Source organism: Parabacteroides sp. ZJ-118 (genome assembly GCF_011038785.1).
Taxonomy (GTDB): Bacteria; Bacteroidota; Bacteroidia; order Bacteroidales; family Tannerellaceae; genus Parabacteroides.
In genome coordinates, this window is sequence record NZ_JAAKDT010000038.1 from 1 (window position 1) to 20,153 (window position 20,153).

Genomic DNA, 20,153 nt, shown 5'->3' on the forward strand with positions numbered 1-20,153 from the left:
TCTGGATCTCGAAGATGACCAACTCTCCCTTCTCGCTCTCGGCCAAGATGTCCACTCGGTTGAACTTATCCTCAGGGCTCTCCTGGTTCGACTCGCTCTCCAAGAATCGAACGATCTTGAAACGAGTCCCCAGCAAAGAGGTCATCAAACCCTCCAGTACGGCGTGGTTCGCCTTATTCCGGAGAAGGCGCTTCATCGCCCAGTCAAAACGTATGTAATGTTCCATAAGATCTTTTATTTTGCCGGATAAAGATACTGGTTTTTATCCATAAAAACAAAGGAATGGTCAAATTAAACCACCTGCAAACCACCAATAGGGCTTGTTCCCTATGCATGCGCATACGCATGTGTGAGAGAAAAGGAGGTTTGAAAATTCCCATAGAATATGGATCTATGTACATTATAGCAATCGGATATATTCAGGATTGACCTCCACCGCGGCGACTAACAGACCGGGGATCTCTACGATCAAACGTTTTACACGGGAACCCCGTATAGCGAGTAAACGACCCTCGTAGCCATCCAATGGGCCACCTTCGATACGGATCATGCGACCGTACATCGCGGGAGTTAATTCTTCTACCGGGAAATAGCGTGGGGAATCATCGGAATGGACGGCACGGATAAAACGACTCATCTCTGCATGGCCTACCGTCATCGGTTTACGGTAGCCTCCTCGCAAATAACGATATTGGAGGGTACTGATCTCTTCTACGATTGGATCCATACACGCATGGGTCGTATGGGCAAACAGTAGATCGTGCAGAAGAGGGACCTCCTCGCGAATCCGCTTGCCCTTCCTCTCGATCAACCGCCAACGCATAGGCGTGAAAATCTCAATGCCCTTTTCTTCCAGCAACCTGTAGGCCGGGTGTTTCGCGTTGGGACGGGTCAGGTCTCGCAACACAAACCAATCGTCTGTAAAAGGATGTTCCATTGGATAAGATATGATTCTTCTAGTCCTGAAAAGATATGTATTTTGTTAATATCCAATCAGTTAAACGATAGTTTCCTACGAGTTGGGAAGCATACTTGACGAGTGGTACTCGTCTCACGCCGCGAATATAATAAAAAACAACCAAACACAAGCAAACGTCAGGCATTGTTTTTGTTTAGTTATTTTTCACTACATTTGTGTTCGCTAAAAAAGGAGTAATTTAAAATGATCGATCAACCTACCATAGACCGGATATTGGATGCGGCGAACATCGTGGATGTTGTCTCTGAATTCGTGACTCTTCGGAAACGAGGGGTCAACTATGTAGGATTGTGCCCGTTTCATTCGGACAAATCACCGTCTTTTTATGTATCCCCCTCGAAGAATATCTGTAAGTGTTTCGCTTGTGGAGAAGGTGGAACCGCTGTTCACTTCATCATGAAGCACGAGCAACTCAGCTATTTCGACGCCTTGCGCTTTCTGGCGAAAAAATACCATATAGAGATACAGGAACGGGAACTTACCGAAAAAGAGAAACAAATCCGTAGCGACCGGGAAAGTATGCTTATCGTGAATAGTTGGGCAGGGCAATACTTCTCTACCTTATTGCGTGAGCATGTTGAAGGGAAAAGCGTAGGTATGCGCTACTTCGCCGAGCGAGGACTGCGGGAAGATATCATCCGCAAATTCCAGCTCGGGTATAGCTTGGACCAACGGGATGCCTTGTACAAAACCGCTATAAAAGCAGGCTATAAAAGGGAATTCCTCGAGAAAACCGGTTTAGTTATCACGTATGATAACGGAAACGTGAACGATCGTTTTCGGGGACGTGTCATCTTTCCCGTCCATACGCTAAGCGGAAAAATCGTGGCATTCGGCGGACGTGTATTGAAAAAGGACGAGAAGACCGCAAAGTACGTAAACTCCCCCGAAAGCGAGATCTATCACAAGAGCAACGAGCTTTACGGCATCTATTTCGCCAAGCAAGCGATCATGAAACAAGATCGCTGTTTCCTGGTGGAAGGATATATGGACGTGATCGGCATGCACCAAGTGGGCGTGGAGAACGTGGTCGCTTCCTCGGGTACCGCGCTCACACAAGGGCAAATCCGGCTCATACGCCGCTTCACGAATAATATCACGGTATTGTACGATGGCGACGCCGCCGGAATCAAAGCGGCTCTCCGGGGTATCGATATGTTGTTGGAAGAAGGGATGAACGTCAAGGTCGTGCTTCTTCCGGCAGGAGAAGACCCGGACTCGTTTGCCCGCACCCATAGCGCGAGCGAGTTCGCGGAGTTTATCAGCCGGAACGAGACCGATTTCATCCGTTTCAAGACAAAGTTACTATTGGCGGAAGCGAATGGCGATCCGATCAAACGCTCTGCCTTGATCTCGGATATAATCCGTACGGTAGCGATCATACCCGATACTATCGCCCGCTCCGTGTATATCCGGGAATGTAGTACGACCCTGGAGATAGACGAGCAGGTTTTACTTAACGAGGTTAATAAGATCCGTCTCCACAAGGAAGAAAACCAAGCGTCTAAATCCGTAAGGAACGCACCGCCCGAGGATTATATCCCGAAAGAGGAAGCGGCTCCGCCTCCTACTCCTCCCGACGAGGCTCCGACGGCTCCCGACATACACTCCCCCCAACCGAGACGCTCTCCTTTCGAGGCTTACGAATTGGCTCTTTTGCGTTATATCGTACGGTACGGCGAACGTGTCCTCTATGACTACGTGGATGAGGAGAGCAACGAGCGTGTCATCATGCGGGTCGCTGATTATATCCGTTTCGATCTGGAACGCGACGACCTCACCTTTTATACGCCGACCTTCAAGCAAATGTTGGACGAGGCGGCCGAACATTGCCGGGACGAGGGTTTTATGGCCAGTCGCTATTTCCTTGCCCATCCGGACCCGAACATCAGCCGGGTTGCCGCCAACCTTATCAGCGACAAGTATCAGCTTAGTAAATATCATACGAAGTTCAGAGAACTGGAGCAAGAAGAAAACAAATTGGATTACTTGGTACCCCGGGAAATCTATTCTATGAAAGAGGCCTATATCCTCCATAAAATAAAGGATATCCAAGTGAAAATCAAAGAGGCTCAAAACAGGGGAGACATGGAGCAGATCTTTGATTTGATGAAACAGAACGCCCGCCTCAACGAGATCAAGAACGTACTCTGCAAAGAGCTGGGCGAGCGTATCGTATTGAACATGTAATAAAAAACATCTATGAATTACCTTGAGACAGAAAACGTGGTAAAACAGTACGCCGGACATTTGGCACTAGACAAGGTGAGTATCCAAGTTCCTCAAGGAACTGTTTTTGGATTACTGGGGCCTAACGGAGCCGGCAAGACCACCTTGATCCGGATCATCAACCGGATTACGGCGCCGGATAGCGGAATCGTTCGCTTCAACGGCCGTGAATCCGGCCCGGAAGACATCTACCGGATCGGCTATCTGCCGGAGGAGAGAGGGTTGTATAAAAAGATGAAAGTCGGAGAGCAGGCTATCTACCTGGCGCAATTGAAGGGTCTCTCCTATTCAGAGGCACGCAAGCGTCTGACCCGTTGGTTCGAGAAATTTGACATCATGCCTTGGTGGAATCGCAAACTGGAGGAGCTGTCGAAAGGCATGCAGCAGAAAGTGCAGTTCATCATCACCGTGATACACGAACCCGAGTTATTGATCTTCGACGAGCCTTTCAGCGGATTCGATCCGGTCAACGCCGATCGTATTAAACAAGAGATATTGGAATTGAAAGCGGCCGGGCATACCATCATATTCTCCACGCACAACATGTCGTCCGTGGAGGAGATTTGTGACGATATCGCCCTTATCAACCGTTCCCAAGTCGTTTTGTCGGGTAACGTGAAGGAGGTACGTGAACGTTTCAAAAACAACACTTATATACTGAATGTGCGCAAGGGGCCGGGAGAGACCGAAGAACTGCGGGTACGCAAGGAAGAGCCTATCGGCAACTCGGAATGGCTGACGAAGCTCGCCTCCCGCTATGAAATACTCTCCTTCACGGAGGAGATCCCTTCCATGAATGACATTTTTATCAACACCGTTTCCGGCACAAACACACCAAAAGCATGAGTAAAATTGGATTGATCATCAAACGAGAATATCTCCGGAGAGTAAGCAAGAAATCTTTTATCCTGCTCACGTTCCTCACGCCGTTTCTATTCGCGGCACTCGCTTTCGTCCCCCTGTGGCTCTCTTCCATCAAGGGAGATGAGGTTCATACGGTCGCCATACTCGATGCCACCGGCAAATACGCCCCGTTGTTCGAGGATACGGAAAGCTATCGTTTTATCAATGGCGACAAAGATATGGATAAGTACAGACAAATGTCGGAAAAGGAGATATTCGCGTTTCTCAACATCTCTGACGACTTGCGGAAAAATCCGAAAAACGCGACCCTCTATTCCAAGAAACAAATCCCGGCGGATTTGAGCCGACTCGTCAATATGACATTGAAGAAGCAGATAGAGCGTGACAAACTGGCAACATTCAATATCCCTAATCTGCAAGAGATCCTGAAGGCAAGTAAAGTAGATTTCAACATACAAACGGTCAAGTGGGGGGATGACGGGAGCGAAAAGCAGTCCTCGTCCGTAGTGGCATCCATAACCGGAGTAATTTTCACCATGCTTATCTATCTGTTCATCCTGATCTATGGAGGAATGGTCATGCAAGGGGTTATGGAAGAAAAGACGAACCGGATCGTCGAGATTATGATCTCGTCTGTCAAGCCTTTCGACTTGATGATGGGCAAGATCATAGGGATCGGTTTTGTCGGGCTTACCCAAGTATTCCTTTGGGCGATCATGACCTTCATGCTCATCACCGGGGGAACTTTCTTTTTAGGAGGAGGTATGGAGAGCGAGATATTGCGGTCAAGCATGGCACTTAACACCACAGCCCCTGACATGACGGCTATCGCTGCCCGGCAGTCGGGAAATGAATGGATAGAGATGCTTCATACGATCAACTTCACCGAGATAGGCATCTTGTTTATCGTTTATTTCATAGGCGGCTACTTGTTATATTCTTCTTTATTCGCCGCTATCGGATCAGCCGTAGACGGCCAGGAAGACACGCAACAATTCATGCTACCGGTGACGCTCCTTTTGGTTTTCGCCCTCTACGCGGGAATCTACAGCATGGAAAACCCCGACGGGCCATTAGCGTTCTGGTGCTCCATGATCCCATTCACCTCGCCGATCGTCATGATGGTCCGGGTGCCATTCGAGGTGCCTTTGTGGGAAATACTACTTTCCATTGGATTTTTGTATCTATTATCCATCGGTTTCACTTGGCTCTCCGCCAAAATATACCGCGTAGGCATTCTTATGTATGGTAAGAAACCCAGTATAAAAGAGATGTCCAAATGGATTCGTTACAAATGAAAACAGGATATCTACAGCCTAAAAGCCTCGCTACTCTTATCGAATAACGAGGCTTTTTCAAGTTGTTCTACCCGGATTCGAACCAGGACAAACAGGACCAGAATCTGTTGTGCTACCATTACACCATAGAACAATCTCTACAAAATTACCGGGGAGACCTCAAACGTTGTTCTACCTGGATTCGAACCAGGACAAACAGGACCAGAATCTGTTGTGCTACCATTACACCATAGAACAATATTTAACAAATCGCCCACTCGCTTGTTGGCGAGTGCAAAGGTATATACTTTTTCAAAATTCGCAAATAAACCTTCGAAAAAAATGTCCGGGAAAAAGACGTGCGTGCTTTTTTTAAAAGCTTATAACGGCCGGAGAGATCGTCTCAAAAAGGTATTACACACATATTAATGAAAGAAAAGGATGTATGTAACGAATTAAGAAGTATATTCGCGGCTCGGAGAATTATATCAATAAGAAATAAATGGATCAAGCAAAAGAATTAGTAAAAACGATTATCGAAGGCCTTCAAGAGAAAAGAGGCAAAAATATTGTAACAGTAGATTTAAGCCAGATTTCCGGCGCCATTTGTCAATATATGGTCATTTGTGAGGGAAACACGCCCACTCAAGTTTCCGCTTTATCTGATTCCGTATGGGATTTCGCACGCAAAAATGCAAATGAGAAGCCTTTATCCATTGACGGTACACAGGGCGCTCGATGGATCGGCATGGATTATGGCACGGTTCTTGTGCATATATTCTTGCCGGAGCAACGTGCGTTCTATAACTTGGAGAACCTTTGGGCAGACTCGAGGGTTATACAAGTACCCGACATGGATTAAGCAGGCCTAAATATTTGAGGATGATTTCTTATGGAAAATAAAAACGACCTATTTAATAAAACACCGAAGGGAGGGAAACCCAAGATGTTTCGTTTTAACTTGTATTGGATGTACGGGTTGATCTTTATCATGCTTGTCGCCCTATACATGACAAATGATTCTTCGGGAACGAAAGAGCTAGGTTGGACGGAGTTCCAGAAACTAGCGCGGGAAAACATATTCGATAAAATGACGGTCTACAACAAGAAGAACTTGGTGGAGGCGACCGTGAAAAGCGGACATGCCGAACGGGTCTTCGGGAACATGGACGTTTCTAAAATCGGGGTTTCTCCGAAAGTATACGTAAAGATCCCATCGGCCGACAAATTTTCCGATTTCTATGACAAAGCGGTAGCCGATAATCATATCGACACGCAAGTCCGGTTCGAGGAAGGCGATGACGCTATCTGGAATTTCTTGGTTTCGTTCGGCCCGATTATCCTATTGATCGGTGTATGGATGTTCTTGATGAGGCGTATGTCCGGTGGTACCGGCGCAGGCCCGGGTGGCGTGTTCAGCGTTGGTAAAGCGAAAGCCCAGCTTTTTGATAAAGACAACGACCGTAAGGTGACATTCAGGGATGTCGCCGGATTGGCGGAAGCAAAACAAGAGGTAGAGGAAATCGTCTCTTTCTTGAAGAATCCGGAAAAATATACCGAACTAGGAGGTAAGATACCTAAGGGTGCCTTATTGGTAGGCCCTCCGGGAACCGGTAAGACATTATTGGCGAAGGCTGTTGCCGGAGAGGCGAATGTGCCGTTTTTCTCCTTGTCCGGTTCTGATTTCGTGGAGATGTTTGTCGGTGTAGGCGCCTCCCGTGTGCGTGACCTGTTCCGCCAAGCGAAGGAAAAATCGCCCTGCATCGTCTTTATTGATGAGATCGACGCGGTAGGCCGTGCGCGGGGGAAGAACGCGAATATGAATAGTAATGACGAGCGTGAGAACACGTTGAACCAGCTATTGACCGAAATGGATGGTTTCGGTTCTAACAGTGGTGTCATTATCTTAGCCGCTACAAACCGTGCGGACATTTTGGATAAAGCATTGTTGCGTGCCGGGCGTTTTGACCGTCAGATTCATGTTGAGTTACCGGATTTGAATGAGCGTAAGGAAATATTCGGCGTACATTTACGTCCGATCAAGATCGATGAAAGCGTAGACGCTGAGTTCCTGGCAAGGCAGACTCCGGGCTTCTCGGGGGCTGATATCGCGAATGTTTGTAATGAGGCTGCTTTGATCGCCGCCCGTAACGGGAAGAAATTCGTGCAAAAAGAAGATTTTATGAACGCGGTAGACCGCATTGTCGGAGGTCTGGAGAAACGCTCGAAGATCATGACGGAGGAAGAACGTAGATGTATCGCGAACCATGAGGCCGGACACGCTACATTAAGTTGGTTGTTGGAACACGCCAATCCGCTGGTCAAGGTGACAATCGTTCCCCGCGGGAAGGCACTGGGTGCGGCATGGTACTTGCCGGAAGAGAGACAGATCACCACCCGCGAGCAATTGCAGGATGAGATGTGCGCTACCTTGGGAGGACGGGCCGCGGAGGAACTGGTCCTGGGGAAAATATCCACAGGCGCATCCAACGATTTGGAACGTGTCACGAAACAAGCCTATGCGATGGTCGTTTACTTCGGTATGAGCGATAAGCTTCCCAACTTGAACTATTACGACTCCACCGGACAGGATTGGGGATTCACCAAGCCTTATAGTGAGGAGACCGCCAAATTGATCGATACGGAAGTACAGAAGATCATCAATGAGCAATACGACAGGGCAAAACGAATCTTATCCGAGAATAACGAGGGACATAGCAAGTTGGCGCAGGTATTATTGGATCGTGAGGTAATCTACTCGGAAGATGTAGAGCATATCTTCGGGAAACGTGCTTGGATCTCCCGTTCGCAAGAGATTCTGGAGTTGCAGGAAAAGGCTAACGGAAAGAACAAGGAGAACGCGGATAAGGAGGCGGAGGCGATTCGTTATATTCGCGACCCAAATTACGAACAAGCAAAAACACGATTGTTTTGAAAAATCTGATTACACGTGCATTGACTGGCATCATTTTCGTAGCGGTATTGGTCGGCGCGATCTATTTCCACTCCTATTATTTTCTCGCGGTATTCGGACTCATTACCGGACTTTCTCTATGGGAGTTCTACGGATTGGTCAAACAGTATGAGAATGCCGCCATCAAACGGTTTGTCAGTTCCTTGGGAGGAGCCTACCTTTTCGCCGCCACATTCGGTTACGCCAATGGGTTGGTAGGGGGCAATGTATTTCTCCCCTATCTTTTATTTCTAATGTATACCCTGATCACCGAGCTTTACGATAAAGCCAGCAATCCGATCAATAACTGGGCATTGACCCTGTTCGGTCAAATCTATTGCGCAGGCTCTTTCTCTCTGCTAAACTTTATCACATCGGTTCCCAATACACCGGGCGAGATCATACATATCCCCTATTTTGCCTTGGCTATTTTCGTTTTCGTATGGGTAAATGATACGGTAGCTTATCTGGTAGGATCTATGTTCGGAAAAAGAAGGTTGTTCGAACGTATCTCTCCTAAAAAGTCGTGGGAAGGCTTCTATGGGGGATTAACGTTCGTTTTAATAACTTCCCAAATATTCGCTGGGTTCATGCCGGCCACGAACCGGTACACATGGCTTGGACTAGCCATGGCGATCGTAGTATTCGGGACTTGGGGAGACTTGATCGAATCGCTGATGAAACGCACGTTAGGCGTGAAAGATTCCGGGCATATATTACCCGGGCACGGAGGCATGCTGGATCGCTTCGATAGCGTAATGATGGCAATCCCGGCCGCTTATATCTATATCGAGTTATTTATTCGAAATTAAACGTCAAGATCACCATACGGGAAGTAGCTTTCGATAGCGCATCCGTATATTTGATATTTACCTGATCGACCAAGTCCGGACGATCTTTCTCCAATAGGTCAACCAGTCCGAAACAGAATTTAAGCTCCGGACATAACTTAAAATAGGGTAGATAGATATCACATCCCACGCCAAACTCAAATCCGAAGTCCGTACTCTTCAATAGAATCGGATTGCCTTTCTTACGCCCTATATCCACGGATCCATAGATACCGCCGATCAAATAAGGACGATAATTATTCAAGCGCAAGGCCGTATATTTAACGTCTAACGGGAAATTCAGATAACTGGAACGAACGTTCGTGACGAATTCCTCTCCCGTAGCCTGCTCCCGGAACTTAAATTTCTTGTCTCCGAAATGGATAGAAGGTGTGAAGCGTAAATTGAAATAAGGATTCATATACATATCTCCGATCACCCCGACACTGAAGCCGGGCGAATAAGAGGGAATCTCCGCGAACCAAGTCTCTCCATGGGTCGTGACACCGGTATGGGTCAATAATAAATCCTGCGAGTGAATACCCACATGAAATCCAAGATGAAACCATTTCAAATCAGCGTACGGCTGATTCCTCACCCTCTCCTTCTGAGCCATGGCTCCCATGGAAACCAAGCTTACTACATATAGTATAAGTAACAATCGTCTCAAATCTCAACCTGTTTTGCTTAATAACGAAAACGGAACAAAGATATTGCAAAAAACAAGATTTTTGAAGAAAATAAGCCGGTAGATATTTTTTAAATAGAAAGAAATCTATACTTTTGCACCAACCAATAGTTATCAATTTAAACGTTTAAAAAAATGGCTTACGTAATTAGCGATGATTGTATTGCATGCGGAACTTGTATTGATGAGTGTCCGGTAGGAGCAATTTCAGAAGGTGATAAATACAGCATCAACCCTGAAGTGTGTGCAGATTGTGGAACTTGCGCTGACGCATGTCCTACAGAGGCTATCCATCCGGCTAAATAATTCGCAGCAAAGAATAGGATTTCCCTTTACGGGAAGTGCCTAAAACACATAACGGGCTGTTCACTCGCAGGGAGGAAACAGCCCGTTATCCTTTTTTCTTCGTGTTACATTAAAACTCAATATCCAACTTTATAGCGCCGGAAGACATATCCCCCTCCGGAGAATCGCTGGGTATCGCTTCCTCCTCTTCGGGTTCCACCGCATCTTCCGCGGATCCCCTCAGATTCGAGTCCTTGATGTAACCTATTACATCCTGCATTCCCTCCATGAACTTCTCGAAGTCTTCCTTATAAAGGAAAATCTTATGCTTCTCGAATGAGATTTGCGAACCATCCTTTGATTGAACTTTCTTACTTTCCGTAACGGCAACGAATAGGTCATCTTTCAAATTCCTCTTCACGTCCAGATAATAAATTCGTTTTCCCGCCTTGATGGCTTTGGAATATAAAATCTCCCTGTCGCCACCTTCAACATGTTTTTTCTTTATTGATTCTTCCATGACAGCTAACATTCGTTAAAAACCCACCCACTTTATATAACTAGCCTCAAATATGTGCATTTTTTTTTAATTAGCAACTATTTTAACGATCGAAAATACGCACATTGAGTCTAAATTTATAAAATATCATCTAACACGTATAAATTTAAGTAAATCCGGATTCTTTTACGAAAAAAACGACTACCTTTGCGGCCTAATTTATAACAAGAAGTTCCTTCAAACGATGATCAACAGAATTTTAATCCGCATTAAGGTTTTACAGATAGTATACTCTTACTATCAGAACGGGAACGGCGACCTCAAAGTTGCGGAAAACGAATTGCTTTTCAGCCTTCAGAAGTCATACGACTTATATTATTATTTCTTGCTCCTAATTATCGACGTCACCAACCTGCGAAGAAGGATCCTTGACACCCGGAAATGCAAATACATGCCTACCGACGAGGAGTTAAACCCGAATATGCGCTTCATAGACAATCGCTTCGTCGCTCAATTGGCGGAAAATGATACGTTGAAAAAGTATGTAGATGAGCAAGGTCTCTCATGGAGCAACGACGATGAGTTCATTAAAAACGTGTTGGATACGATCTTAAGTTCTGAGATTTACGCCGAATACTTGAAAAACGAAGAAGACTCGTACGAGACGGATCGTGAGTTCTGGCGCCAGATCTTCAAGAAAGTAATCTGTGGGAACGAGATGATAGAGGAATATCTGGAAGATAAAAGCATCTACTGGAATGACGACATTGAGATCATAGAGACTTTCACCGTGAAGACTATCAAGAAATTCGAGGAGGAGAAAGGCAGTAAACAAGCCTTATTGCCCATGTTCAAGGATTTGGAAGACAGGGCTTTCGCGATCAAATTATTCCGTCAGAGCTTGTTGAACGGTACGGAATATCGCGAGCGCATCGACAAACATATGAAGAATTGGGAGACCGAACGTATCGCCAACATGGACTTGATCATCATGCAAGTCGCCTTAGCCGAGATTCTATCGTTCCCGACTATTCCCATCAACGTCACCTTAAATGAATATATCGATGCCGCAAAGTATTATAGCACACCCAAAAGCGGAACATTCATCAACGGAATTCTGGATTCAATCGTCAACGAATTAAAAAAAGAGAAGTTATTGTTCAAAGCTTAATTATTATCATTACATTTGCGCATATCATTATTGATATTAACCTGTAAAACGATTATTATTGTATGAACTTGCTCAGTATTTTACTTCAAGCTCCGGCCGGGGGAAGTCAGTGGTCCGGTATTTTGATGATGGTAGTTATCGTAGCTATCTTCTATTTCTTCATGATCCGTCCGCAACAAAAGAAACAAAAAGAGATCCAGAAAGCCCGCGAGGCATTGAAAACGGGTGATAAAGTGATTACCGCCGGGGGTATCTATGGAAAGATCAAAGAGATCGGTGATACTTATATGCTAATCGAAGTAGCGGATGGAGTACGTATCCGTGTAGATAAGACTTCTATTTTCGCTTCAGCGGAAGACGCTCAGCAGCAGAAATAATCTAGCTACAGAATATGTCGCGACTTGAGAACATACAAAATTCCTTCAAGTCTATCCAAGCAAAGACTAAGGCTTTTTTCCACGGAGACAAATGGAAAGAGGCCTTGGTCTTTTTCCTTTTCGTCCTTTTGGCTTTCGGCTTCTGGCTACTCCAAAGCTTGCAGCAGGAATATGAGATCGCGCTTGTCTTTCCGGTCAAGTATAAGAATGTACCTGCCGATATAGCGTTCAATACCCCTGAGGTGAAAATGATTACCGCAAAGGTAAAGGACCGAGGTAGCGTTTTACTCAACTATACTTTTGGAAGATCGTTTGCCCCGATCGAGGTGAACATGAAGGATACGAAGAAGAAAAATGGTTCGGTTCAAGTAAGTAAAAGGCAGATCGAGAACGATATTCAAAAACAGTTGATAGCCACTACGACATTGCAAAGTTTTGATCCGCAACAAATTGATATAGCTTTCAGCCAACGGGTCCATAAGGAGATACCGGTCGTTTTTAATGGCGATATCCATATGGAAGCCGGCTTTCAATTATCCGGGGATATCCGGATCAATCCCCAAAAGATCAGCGCTTATGCGACTGCGGCGATCTTGGATACGTTGACCTCGGTTAAGACGGTCTTCACCGAAGTTAAAAAGGCGAATAAAAACATTACGAGAACCGTACAACTGATCAAGGTAGACGGAGTCAACTTTGATCCGGAAAGCGTATCTATCACGGTCCCGATAGAGGAGTACACGGAGAAGACGCTGGAAATACCGGTCTCTTGCAGCCATATACCGCCACACTATACGGTACGTATGTTCCCGGCGGTCGTAAAAGTGACTTGCAGTGTACCTTTGTCCCGGTTCAAAGGGCTTTCGGAAGATATGTTCTCGATTCATATACCTTTTGAGGATCTGGAGCAAAGCGTATCTGGTACCCTACCTGTCAAACTCACCAAGAAACCGGACTGGGTACACACGGCAACCTTATTGCCGGACAAAGTGGAATTTATTTTGGAACACAACAACAAGCATGATTAAGATAGGTATCACAGGAGGGATCGGGAGCGGCAAATCCGTCGTAGCCTCGTTATTAACGTTATCCGGTGTACCTGTGTACATAGCGGACAAGGAAAGTAAATGGCTGACAAATAACTCCCCGGTTATCCGCGAGAAATTAACTGCCCTTTTCGGCCCGGCTATTTATACGAGTGAGGGATTGGACAAGAAACTTCTAGCCTCCCACATCTTTAATAATCCGGAACAATTACAACAGGTCAACCGGATCATCCATCCCGAGGTAAACCGTCATTTCTCAGCTTGGGTAAAGAGACAGACTTCTCCTTTATGCGCCATCGAATCCGCCATATTATTCGAATCCGGTTTCTACAAAACAGTAGACACTAGCTTGATGGTCTATGCCCCCAAAGAACTCCGCATCAAAAGAGCCTTGGAGAGGGACTCTGCCTCGAGAGAAGAAATCGAACGTAGAATCAACAGCCAAATGTCGGACGAGGAAAAGAAAGACCGCTCCGATCATGTTATCTATAATGACAATAGACAGGCGCTTATACCACAAGTCGGCCAATTAATCGAATGTCTTCTCTCCTAATCCATATTTTTACCGCGAACGTTTCGTTAAATTCAAGTAGTTATACTACATTTGCAGCTTCAAAGTTTAACATTAATAGAAAATAAAGAACATTATGTTGAAGACTATTTTGTCTATTTCGGGAAAACCCGGTCTGTACAAACTGGTTTCCCGTGGAAAGAACATGTTGGTCGTTGAATCGCTGGCTGATAACAAGAGAGTACCTGCGTACGCAAAAGATAAAGTAATCTCATTAGGCGATATCGCAATCTATACGGATGAAACAGAAGTGCCTTTACACGAGGTATTGACCAGCGTAAAGAACAAGGAAGAGGGGAAAACCACTTCTTTGGTTCCTTCAAAAGCCACGACAGACGAGTTGCGTTCCTACTTCGCGGAAGTGTTGCCGAACTTCGACCGCGAGCGTGTTTACCCAAGCGACATCAAGAAATTACTCGCTTGGTATAACATCTTGATCAACGCGGGCATCACGGACTTCACCCCGGGAGATGCTACAGGAAAAGAAGCGGAATAGAGGTATACTCTTCCTTTAAAAACACCTGTATCGGCGTAGACCCACACGTATACGTGTAGGCTTACGCCGATATTGATATGAGCCTATTACACATAACCCACGCCTCTGTATATACCTGAAAAGCCATCATTAAAACAAGGGATTATCCACCTTTTCCCTTAGTAACGCTAAATCTACCACTTGCCGGATGTCACTCACATAATGGAACACCAGACCTTTCAAATACTCCGGTTTGATCTCATTGATATCCTTCTCATTCTCCTTGCAAAGAATCAACTCCTTGATTCCAGCACGTTTAGCCGCCAAGATCTTCTCCTTGATACCGCCCACGGGAAGTACCTTGCCGCGCAGCGTAATCTCGCCGGTCATAGCCAAGTTCTTTTTTACCTTACGCTGGGTAAAGGCGGAGACAAGAGAAGTCACCATCGTTATTCCGGCACTCGGTCCGTCTTTCGGGATCGCACCCTCCGGTACGTGGACATGCACATTCCAATTCTCAAACAACTCCTCATTAATATGAAAATGAGCCGCATGCGCATGGATATACTCAAGTGCCAACATGGCAGACTCTTTCATCACATCGCCTAGATTTCCAGTCAAAGTAAGTTTTGATCCCTTACCTTTACTTAAGCTCGACTCCACGAAAAGGATCTCACCACCGACAGCCGTCCAAGCTAATCCCGTTACCACTCCGGCATAGTCATTTCCTTGATATTTATCGCGGGAATATTCGATCGCCCCTAGATATTCATACAAATCTTCCGGCTTAATACTAGTCGGGATGGGCTCGTCGCTAGCGACCTTGCGGGCTAGCTTACGCATGATTTTGGCGATTTTCTTATCCAACTCCCGGACACCGCTCTCACGCGTATAGGATTCTACGATCACTTGCAAGGTTTTCTTGGGGAATTTCACAGAACCTTTCTTCAAACCGTGTACATCCATCTGCTTAGGTACAAGATGCTTCGCGGCGATCTCTACCTTCTCCTCCATGATATAGCCGCTCACCTCGATCAGTTCCATACGATCCAGCAACGGCTGGGAAATCGTATTCAGATTGTTAGCGGTAGCGATAAACATCACCTTACTTAAATCGTAATCAATGTCCAGATAATTATCGTGAAACGCATTATTCTGCTCCGGGTCCAAGACCTCCAATAAAGCGGATGCCGGATCCCCCTTGAAATCATTCGTGATCTTGTCGATCTCATCTAAGATAAAGACCGGGTTCGATGTTCCCGCCTTCTGTATATTCTGGATGATACGTCCGCACATAGCGCCAATATAGGTGCGACGATGTCCGCGGATCTCGGCTTCATCGTGCAATCCACCTAAAGAGGCACGCACATATTTACGGTGCAAAGCCTCCGCGATGGAACGCCCCAACGAAGTCTTGCCGACTCCCGGAGGACCATACAAACAGATGATCGGAGATTTCATATCCCCTTTCAGCTTCAATACCGCCAAATGCTCGATAATACGCTCTTTCACCTTCTCCAAACCATAATGATCGCGATCCAAGACCTTCTGGGCATGAGATAAATTGAAATTATCCTTGCTATACTCGTTCCACGGCAAGTTAACGATATTCTGGACATATTGCGCCTGTACGGAATAGTCCGGAGACTGCGGATGTAATCGCTCTAATTTTCGCAATTCCTTCTCAAAGATCTGCGCTACCTCGGCAGACCATTTCTTACGACTGGCTTTCTCCCGTAATTCTTTTATTTCCAATTCATTGATATTCCCGCCAAGTTCCTCTTGAATGGTCTTGATTTGCTGCTGAAGGAAATATTCTTTTTGTTGTTGATTGATATCCTCGTGCGTCTTCATTTGGATGGAAGCTTTCAACTCCACCAGCTGATACTCGCGGTTCAAGATAAAAAGTAACCGATACGCACGTTCTTTTAAATCCCCAATCAATAACAATTGCTGTTTCTCGGCCGATCCGCTCGGTATATTGCTGCAAGAGAAATTGACCACATACAAGACATTCTTATTATTCTTGATCGAGAATATCAAATCCCGGGGAGGTTCAGCCACGGCACCAAGCATCTTGACCGTCAAATCCTTGATCGTGGAGATCAAAGCCTCGAACTCCCGATCGGTCTTGTCAGGCTTCGTATCCTCCAACACGGTGATCTTACCGGAAAGATACGGATCGGTCTCGGTCAACTCATTCAATTCAAAGCGTTTCTTACCTTGAAGAATAACGGTAGTGCTACCATCCGGCATCTCTAAGACACGCACGATGTCAGCGATCACCCCGGTAGTATATAAATCCTCTAAAACCGGATCTTCCGTATCCATCTCTTTCTGGCAAACAACTCCGATCAAACTCTTTTTATATACAGCCTCTTTGATCAAACGCATCGATTTAGGACGTCCGATAATCACCGGCATGGCAACACCCGGAAAGAGTACCATATTCCTTAACGGAAGAATGGGTATAGAGTCTCCAACTTTCTCTATGCCTTCCGTGAAATCTTCATCTACATCGCATTCTGTAAGAATTGGCATTACGATACCAATATTGTCATCCAAGTCATCAAACGAATTCTGGCAAAATATTCTCGTCTTTTCTTTCATATATACATTATATCACTGTATACGTTAATACAACAAACGCACCAAAGTTACAGCTTTTCATTCAATTCTTGCTAATTTTGCGGCATACAATCGACAGAGATATGGCAAATCCTTATTTTCAATTCAAGCGATTTACGGTATGGCACGACAAATGTGCCATGAAAGTCGGAACGGATGGCGTTTTGCTTGGGGCATGGGCCAACGTAGAGAACTGTCAGAGGATTCTGGATGTGGGAACCGGAACGGGATTGATCGCCCTCATGCTGGCTCAGCGCAGCACCGCGATCCTGGACGCCATCGATATAGAGCCGGACGCTTGTTTGCAAGCTCGGGAAAACATCGCTAAATCTCCCTTCGCCAACCGGATACAGGTCTATCAAACCTCGCTCTCCGAATACAAGCCGGATGAGACTATCAAATACGACTTGGTCGTATCCAACCCACCCTATTTCATTGATTCATTGAAATGTCCGGATACGAAACGCAATCTGGCCCGGCATACGGATACTTTATCGCTCCCGGATTTATTGTGTGATAGCCGCAAGTGGTTGACACCCGAAGGAAGTATCGCCCTGGTGCTTCCCTTTGAGCAACGGGAGTATTTAATGGGCCTCGCTCGAGAAGCGTCTCTATCTCCATCGAGAGAGACCCACGTCTCCTCCATACCGAACGCCACCCCTAAGCGCTTATTAATAGAACTCACAGCGAAGCCGGTAGCAGAGCCCCGGTTGTCTCATCTGACCCTGGAAATCGAGCAGCATCGATATACCGATGAATTCACCGCTTTGGCTAAAGACTTTTACCTGAAAATGTAAGGAAGCTTTTTATCGAAGAAGCGAGTTACCTCGTCAAATAAATTATGTACCTCCTTGGTGAAAGAGACGACCTCCGGAGTCAGCACGTGTAAGGCCTTTGGTTCCACCTCGATATCGATACGGCGATCTGCCATGATCGGTTCCCCGTCCAAGTGCATCACGCCCGGATGTTGGCGAATAATCGTGACTTGCCGGGCTTTCATCGTCTTAATCTTACTATTCCGATCAATCTGTTTGGTAAACAATTGAATGGCTAGAGGAGCGATATCCAATGGCATAAAAGGGGATAAGATCGTAACATCCATCCGTCCGTCCTGTATATTCGCGTGCGGAGCGATAAACGCGTTATTACCATATTGCGAAGCATTCGCACAAGCGACCAAAAACGCCTTCTCCTTGATCGTCCGGTTATCCACCAACAACTCGTAAGGTTCAGGCATATAACTCAGATACTCCTCTATCGTATTCTTTATATAAGTAAGAGACCCGCGCCGTTTCTCATTCGCGAATTTCTGGCTGACAGCGGCATCAAAGCCGACTCCACAGGTACAAAAAAAGACTTGTCCGTTCGCCCGGCAGCAATCTATCGTCGTAACATGTCCTTTCGCGATCAGATCGATAGCCCTTTTCACGTCCATCGGTATGTGCAATTCTCTAGCTAAGCCATTGCCCGAACCTTTCGGGATGATGCCCAAGATTGCGTTCGAATGGATCATAGCTCTCGCTATCTCGTTCACCGTCCCGTCACCGCCTACCGCCAAAACGCATTCAGCTCCCTCTTCGATGGCTTGACGAGTCAACTCGCTGGCATGGCCCGCATATTCTGTAAAAGAAATGTTTAACGAACAGTTCTTTTTCGAGCAGATCTCTTCGATCATTTTGGGTATCTTGCGCTTCGACCCCACACCCGATATAGGATTTATGATAGCTTGTACTTTTATATCCCGTCCGCTCATCCTCACTTCTTCTTTTTATTTGAGAGGACAAAAATAACGCTTTTATAAAACTTTTAAAGCATTTCGACTACTATAAGTTATTTTTTTACTACTTTTGCGGCTAGATTTGCCGAAACGTAGAATTATGTACGTAGCGGATCTGTGTTCTTTAGTCAGATAAACAAATAGTGAGATAAATCATTCTCTTTTATAATAATATGAAACTTTTACAAGAGAAACTAGCAAAATACGACGCTCCTCAAAGAGCCATGGCAATGGGAATCTACCCTTACTTCAGGGAAATCCAGAGCGATCAGGATACGGAAGTTCTAATCAGCGGGAAGAAAGTCTTGATGTTTGGTTCTAATGCGTACTTAGGATTAACCAATCATCCTAAAGTAAAAGAAGCGGCGATCGAGGCCATTAAGAAATATGGTACGGGTTGTGCCGGCTCACGTTTCTTGAACGGGACGTTAGACTTACACCTCCAATTGGAAAAACGTTTAGCGGAATTTGTCGGTAAAGAAGATGCCATCGTATACTCTACAGGTTTCCAGGTTAATTTAGGTGTTGTATCCTGTATCACCGGACGCGAGGACTATATCCTCTGGGATGAGTTGGATCACGCATCCATTATCGAAGGACATCGTCTTTCTTTCTCCACGAAATTGAAATTCAAGCACAACGATATGGACTCTTTGGAGAAGCAACTCCAGAAATGCGAGCCGGACAAGGTGAAACTTATCGTTATCGACGGTGTTTTCAGCATGGAAGGTGACGTCGCTAAATTACCGGAAATCGTAGCTCTCGCGAAAAAATACAACGCGAGCGTAATGGTCGACGAGGCTCACGGTATCGGTGTATTCGGTGATCACGGACGCGGTACTTGTAACCACTTTGGCGTTACGAACGATGTCGATTTGATCATGGGAACTTTCAGTAAGTCTTTCGCTTCTATCGGTGGTTTTATCGCGTCGGACGAGTCTGTTATCAATTACTTGCGTCACCACTCCCGTTCCTATATCTTTAGCGCAAGCAATACGCCTGCCGCTACCGCCGCGGCGAACGCGGCGTTAGATATCATGTTAAGCGAGCCGGAACGTATCCAACATTTATGGGATTTGACCCACTATGCGTTGGACGGTTTCCGTAACATGGGTTGTGAGATCGGACATACTTCTACTCCGATCATCCCGTTATTTATCCGTGACAACGACTTGACATTCCTTATCGTAAAGGAATTATTTGAGGCCGGAATCTTCGTAAACCCGGTAGTAGCCCCGGCGGTTGCTTCCGAGGACACACTGATTCGCTTCTCCCTTATGGCTACCCACACAAAAGAGCAACTGGATTACGCTTTGGAGACCATCCACAAGGTATTTAAGAGCCATGGGCTGGTAGACTAATCGTGTAAATATATAGGGAAAGGCCCGAAGGTTAGGTATGGCACCTGTCTTCGGGTCTTTTTTATAACTGAAAAAAAATCATAACGATGATCTTGAATGGGAATAAATCACTATTTTTGTACATTTAGATAAACTGGGCGATT

20 protein-coding genes and 2 tRNA genes are annotated in these 20,153 nt (G+C 45.8%); 14 read left to right on the forward strand and 8 right to left on the reverse strand.

The window, feature by feature from the left end; genetic code table 11:
* On the reverse strand, window positions 1-226 hold a 226-nt coding region (locus G7Y39_RS10510; protein ID WP_206225162.1), incomplete at its 3' end, for a PD-(D/E)XK nuclease family transposase.
* 174 nt (window positions 227-400) lie between these two features.
* A complete protein-coding gene (locus G7Y39_RS10515; protein ID WP_165157431.1) occupies window positions 401-937 on the reverse strand; it encodes a UpxY family transcription antiterminator in 537 nt (178 codons plus the stop codon).
* A 225-nt stretch (window positions 938-1,162) separates the two neighbouring features.
* Here G7Y39_RS10515 and dnaG point away from each other — a divergent pair, with 225 nt between their 5' ends.
* From dnaG to G7Y39_RS10530, 3 genes are read left to right on the forward strand one after another with little or no spacing between them, the layout of a single operon-like run.
* Entirely contained in the window at window positions 1,163-3,169 is a 2,007-nt protein-coding gene (gene dnaG, locus G7Y39_RS10520) for a DNA primase (protein WP_165157432.1), read from the forward strand.
* 12 nt (window positions 3,170-3,181) lie between these two features.
* On the forward strand, window positions 3,182-4,054 hold the full coding sequence (locus tag G7Y39_RS10525; RefSeq protein WP_165157433.1) for an ABC transporter ATP-binding protein: 873 nt from the start codon (window positions 3,182-3,184) through the stop codon (window positions 4,052-4,054).
* Window positions 4,051-5,370, forward strand: a complete 1,320-nt coding sequence (locus G7Y39_RS10530; RefSeq protein ID WP_165157434.1) for an ABC transporter permease — start codon at window positions 4,051-4,053, stop codon at window positions 5,368-5,370. Before G7Y39_RS10525 ends, G7Y39_RS10530 begins: the two co-directional genes overlap by 4 nt.
* Before the next feature lie 62 nt (window positions 5,371-5,432).
* Here the strand turns inward: G7Y39_RS10530 and G7Y39_RS10535 are convergent.
* Window positions 5,433-5,503: transfer RNA gene (locus tag G7Y39_RS10535), tRNA-Gln, on the reverse strand.
* A gap of 33 nt (window positions 5,504-5,536) precedes the next feature.
* A tRNA-Gln gene (locus tag G7Y39_RS10540) sits at window positions 5,537-5,607 on the reverse strand.
* A gap of 244 nt (window positions 5,608-5,851) precedes the next feature.
* Here G7Y39_RS10540 and rsfS point away from each other — a divergent pair.
* The 3 genes from rsfS to G7Y39_RS10555 are packed head-to-tail and all read left to right on the forward strand — an operon-like array spanning window position 5,852 to window position 9,114.
* Complete coding sequence (gene rsfS, locus G7Y39_RS10545; protein ID WP_165157435.1) at window positions 5,852-6,211, forward strand: ribosome silencing factor; 360 nt, start codon at window positions 5,852-5,854, stop codon at window positions 6,209-6,211.
* Between the two features lie 30 nt (window positions 6,212-6,241).
* A complete protein-coding gene (gene ftsH, locus G7Y39_RS10550) occupies window positions 6,242-8,284 on the forward strand; it encodes an ATP-dependent zinc metalloprotease FtsH (RefSeq protein WP_165157436.1) in 2,043 nt (680 codons plus the stop codon).
* The gene (locus tag G7Y39_RS10555) at window positions 8,281-9,114 is read left to right on the forward strand and encodes a phosphatidate cytidylyltransferase (RefSeq protein ID WP_165157437.1); all 834 of its coding nucleotides are present in this window, start codon (window positions 8,281-8,283) and stop codon (window positions 9,112-9,114) included. The genes ftsH and G7Y39_RS10555 overlap by 4 nt, the downstream gene beginning before the upstream one ends.
* Here the strand turns inward: G7Y39_RS10555 and G7Y39_RS10560 are convergent.
* Window positions 9,101-9,802, reverse strand: a complete 702-nt coding sequence (locus G7Y39_RS10560; RefSeq protein ID WP_165157438.1) for a porin family protein — start codon at window positions 9,800-9,802, stop codon at window positions 9,101-9,103. The genes G7Y39_RS10555 and G7Y39_RS10560 overlap by 14 nt on opposite strands.
* A 153-nt stretch (window positions 9,803-9,955) precedes the next feature.
* Between G7Y39_RS10560 and G7Y39_RS10565 the strand changes: the two genes are divergently transcribed.
* On the forward strand, window positions 9,956-10,126 hold the full coding sequence (locus tag G7Y39_RS10565) for a DUF362 domain-containing protein (protein WP_165157439.1): 171 nt from the start codon (window positions 9,956-9,958) through the stop codon (window positions 10,124-10,126).
* Window positions 10,127-10,235: 109 nt separating this feature from the next.
* Here G7Y39_RS10565 and G7Y39_RS10570 read toward each other — a convergent pair whose 3' ends face one another.
* Entirely contained in the window at window positions 10,236-10,625 is a 390-nt protein-coding gene (locus G7Y39_RS10570; protein WP_165157440.1) for a DUF3276 family protein, read from the reverse strand.
* A gap of 223 nt (window positions 10,626-10,848) precedes the next feature.
* On the opposite strand from G7Y39_RS10570, the gene nusB reads away from it, so the two are divergent.
* The 5 genes from nusB to G7Y39_RS10595 all read left to right on the forward strand — a co-directional run bounded on the left by nusB (window position 10,849) and on the right by G7Y39_RS10595 (window position 14,265).
* On the forward strand, window positions 10,849-11,775 hold the full coding sequence (gene nusB, locus G7Y39_RS10575; RefSeq protein WP_165157441.1) for a transcription antitermination factor NusB: 927 nt from the start codon (window positions 10,849-10,851) through the stop codon (window positions 11,773-11,775).
* Window positions 11,776-11,837: 62 nt separating this feature from the next.
* Window positions 11,838-12,152, forward strand: coding sequence for a preprotein translocase subunit YajC (yajC, locus tag G7Y39_RS10580; RefSeq protein WP_121735573.1), 315 nt, complete (start codon window positions 11,838-11,840; stop codon window positions 12,150-12,152).
* Between the two features lie 14 nt (window positions 12,153-12,166).
* Entirely contained in the window at window positions 12,167-13,180 is a 1,014-nt protein-coding gene (locus G7Y39_RS10585) for a YbbR-like domain-containing protein (RefSeq protein ID WP_165157442.1), read from the forward strand.
* Window positions 13,173-13,751: a dephospho-CoA kinase gene (gene coaE, locus G7Y39_RS10590; RefSeq protein ID WP_165157443.1), complete on the forward strand. Its 579-nt coding sequence runs from the start codon at window positions 13,173-13,175 to the stop codon at window positions 13,749-13,751. Before G7Y39_RS10585 ends, coaE begins: the two co-directional genes overlap by 8 nt.
* A 94-nt stretch (window positions 13,752-13,845) precedes the next feature.
* On the forward strand, window positions 13,846-14,265 hold the full coding sequence (locus G7Y39_RS10595; protein ID WP_165157444.1) for a DUF5606 domain-containing protein: 420 nt from the start codon (window positions 13,846-13,848) through the stop codon (window positions 14,263-14,265).
* Window positions 14,266-14,394: 129 nt separating this feature from the next.
* On the opposite strand, the gene lon is transcribed toward G7Y39_RS10595, so the two are convergent.
* On the reverse strand, window positions 14,395-16,854 hold the full coding sequence (gene lon, locus G7Y39_RS10600; protein WP_165157445.1) for an endopeptidase La: 2,460 nt from the start codon (window positions 16,852-16,854) through the stop codon (window positions 14,395-14,397).
* 101 nt (window positions 16,855-16,955) lie between these two features.
* Here lon and G7Y39_RS10605 point away from each other — a divergent pair, with 101 nt between their 5' ends.
* On the forward strand, window positions 16,956-17,669 hold the full coding sequence (locus tag G7Y39_RS10605) for a tRNA1(Val) (adenine(37)-N6)-methyltransferase (RefSeq protein ID WP_165157446.1): 714 nt from the start codon (window positions 16,956-16,958) through the stop codon (window positions 17,667-17,669).
* On the opposite strand, the gene G7Y39_RS10610 is transcribed toward G7Y39_RS10605, so the two are convergent.
* Window positions 17,654-18,625, reverse strand: a complete 972-nt coding sequence (locus tag G7Y39_RS10610; protein WP_165157447.1) for a diacylglycerol kinase family protein — start codon at window positions 18,623-18,625, stop codon at window positions 17,654-17,656. The genes G7Y39_RS10605 and G7Y39_RS10610 overlap by 16 nt on opposite strands.
* Before the next feature lie 197 nt (window positions 18,626-18,822).
* Here G7Y39_RS10610 and G7Y39_RS10615 point away from each other — a divergent pair, with 197 nt between their 5' ends.
* Entirely contained in the window at window positions 18,823-20,010 is a 1,188-nt protein-coding gene (locus G7Y39_RS10615; RefSeq protein WP_165157448.1) for an aminotransferase class I/II-fold pyridoxal phosphate-dependent enzyme, read from the forward strand.
* Window positions 20,011-20,153: the final 143 nt, after the last annotated feature.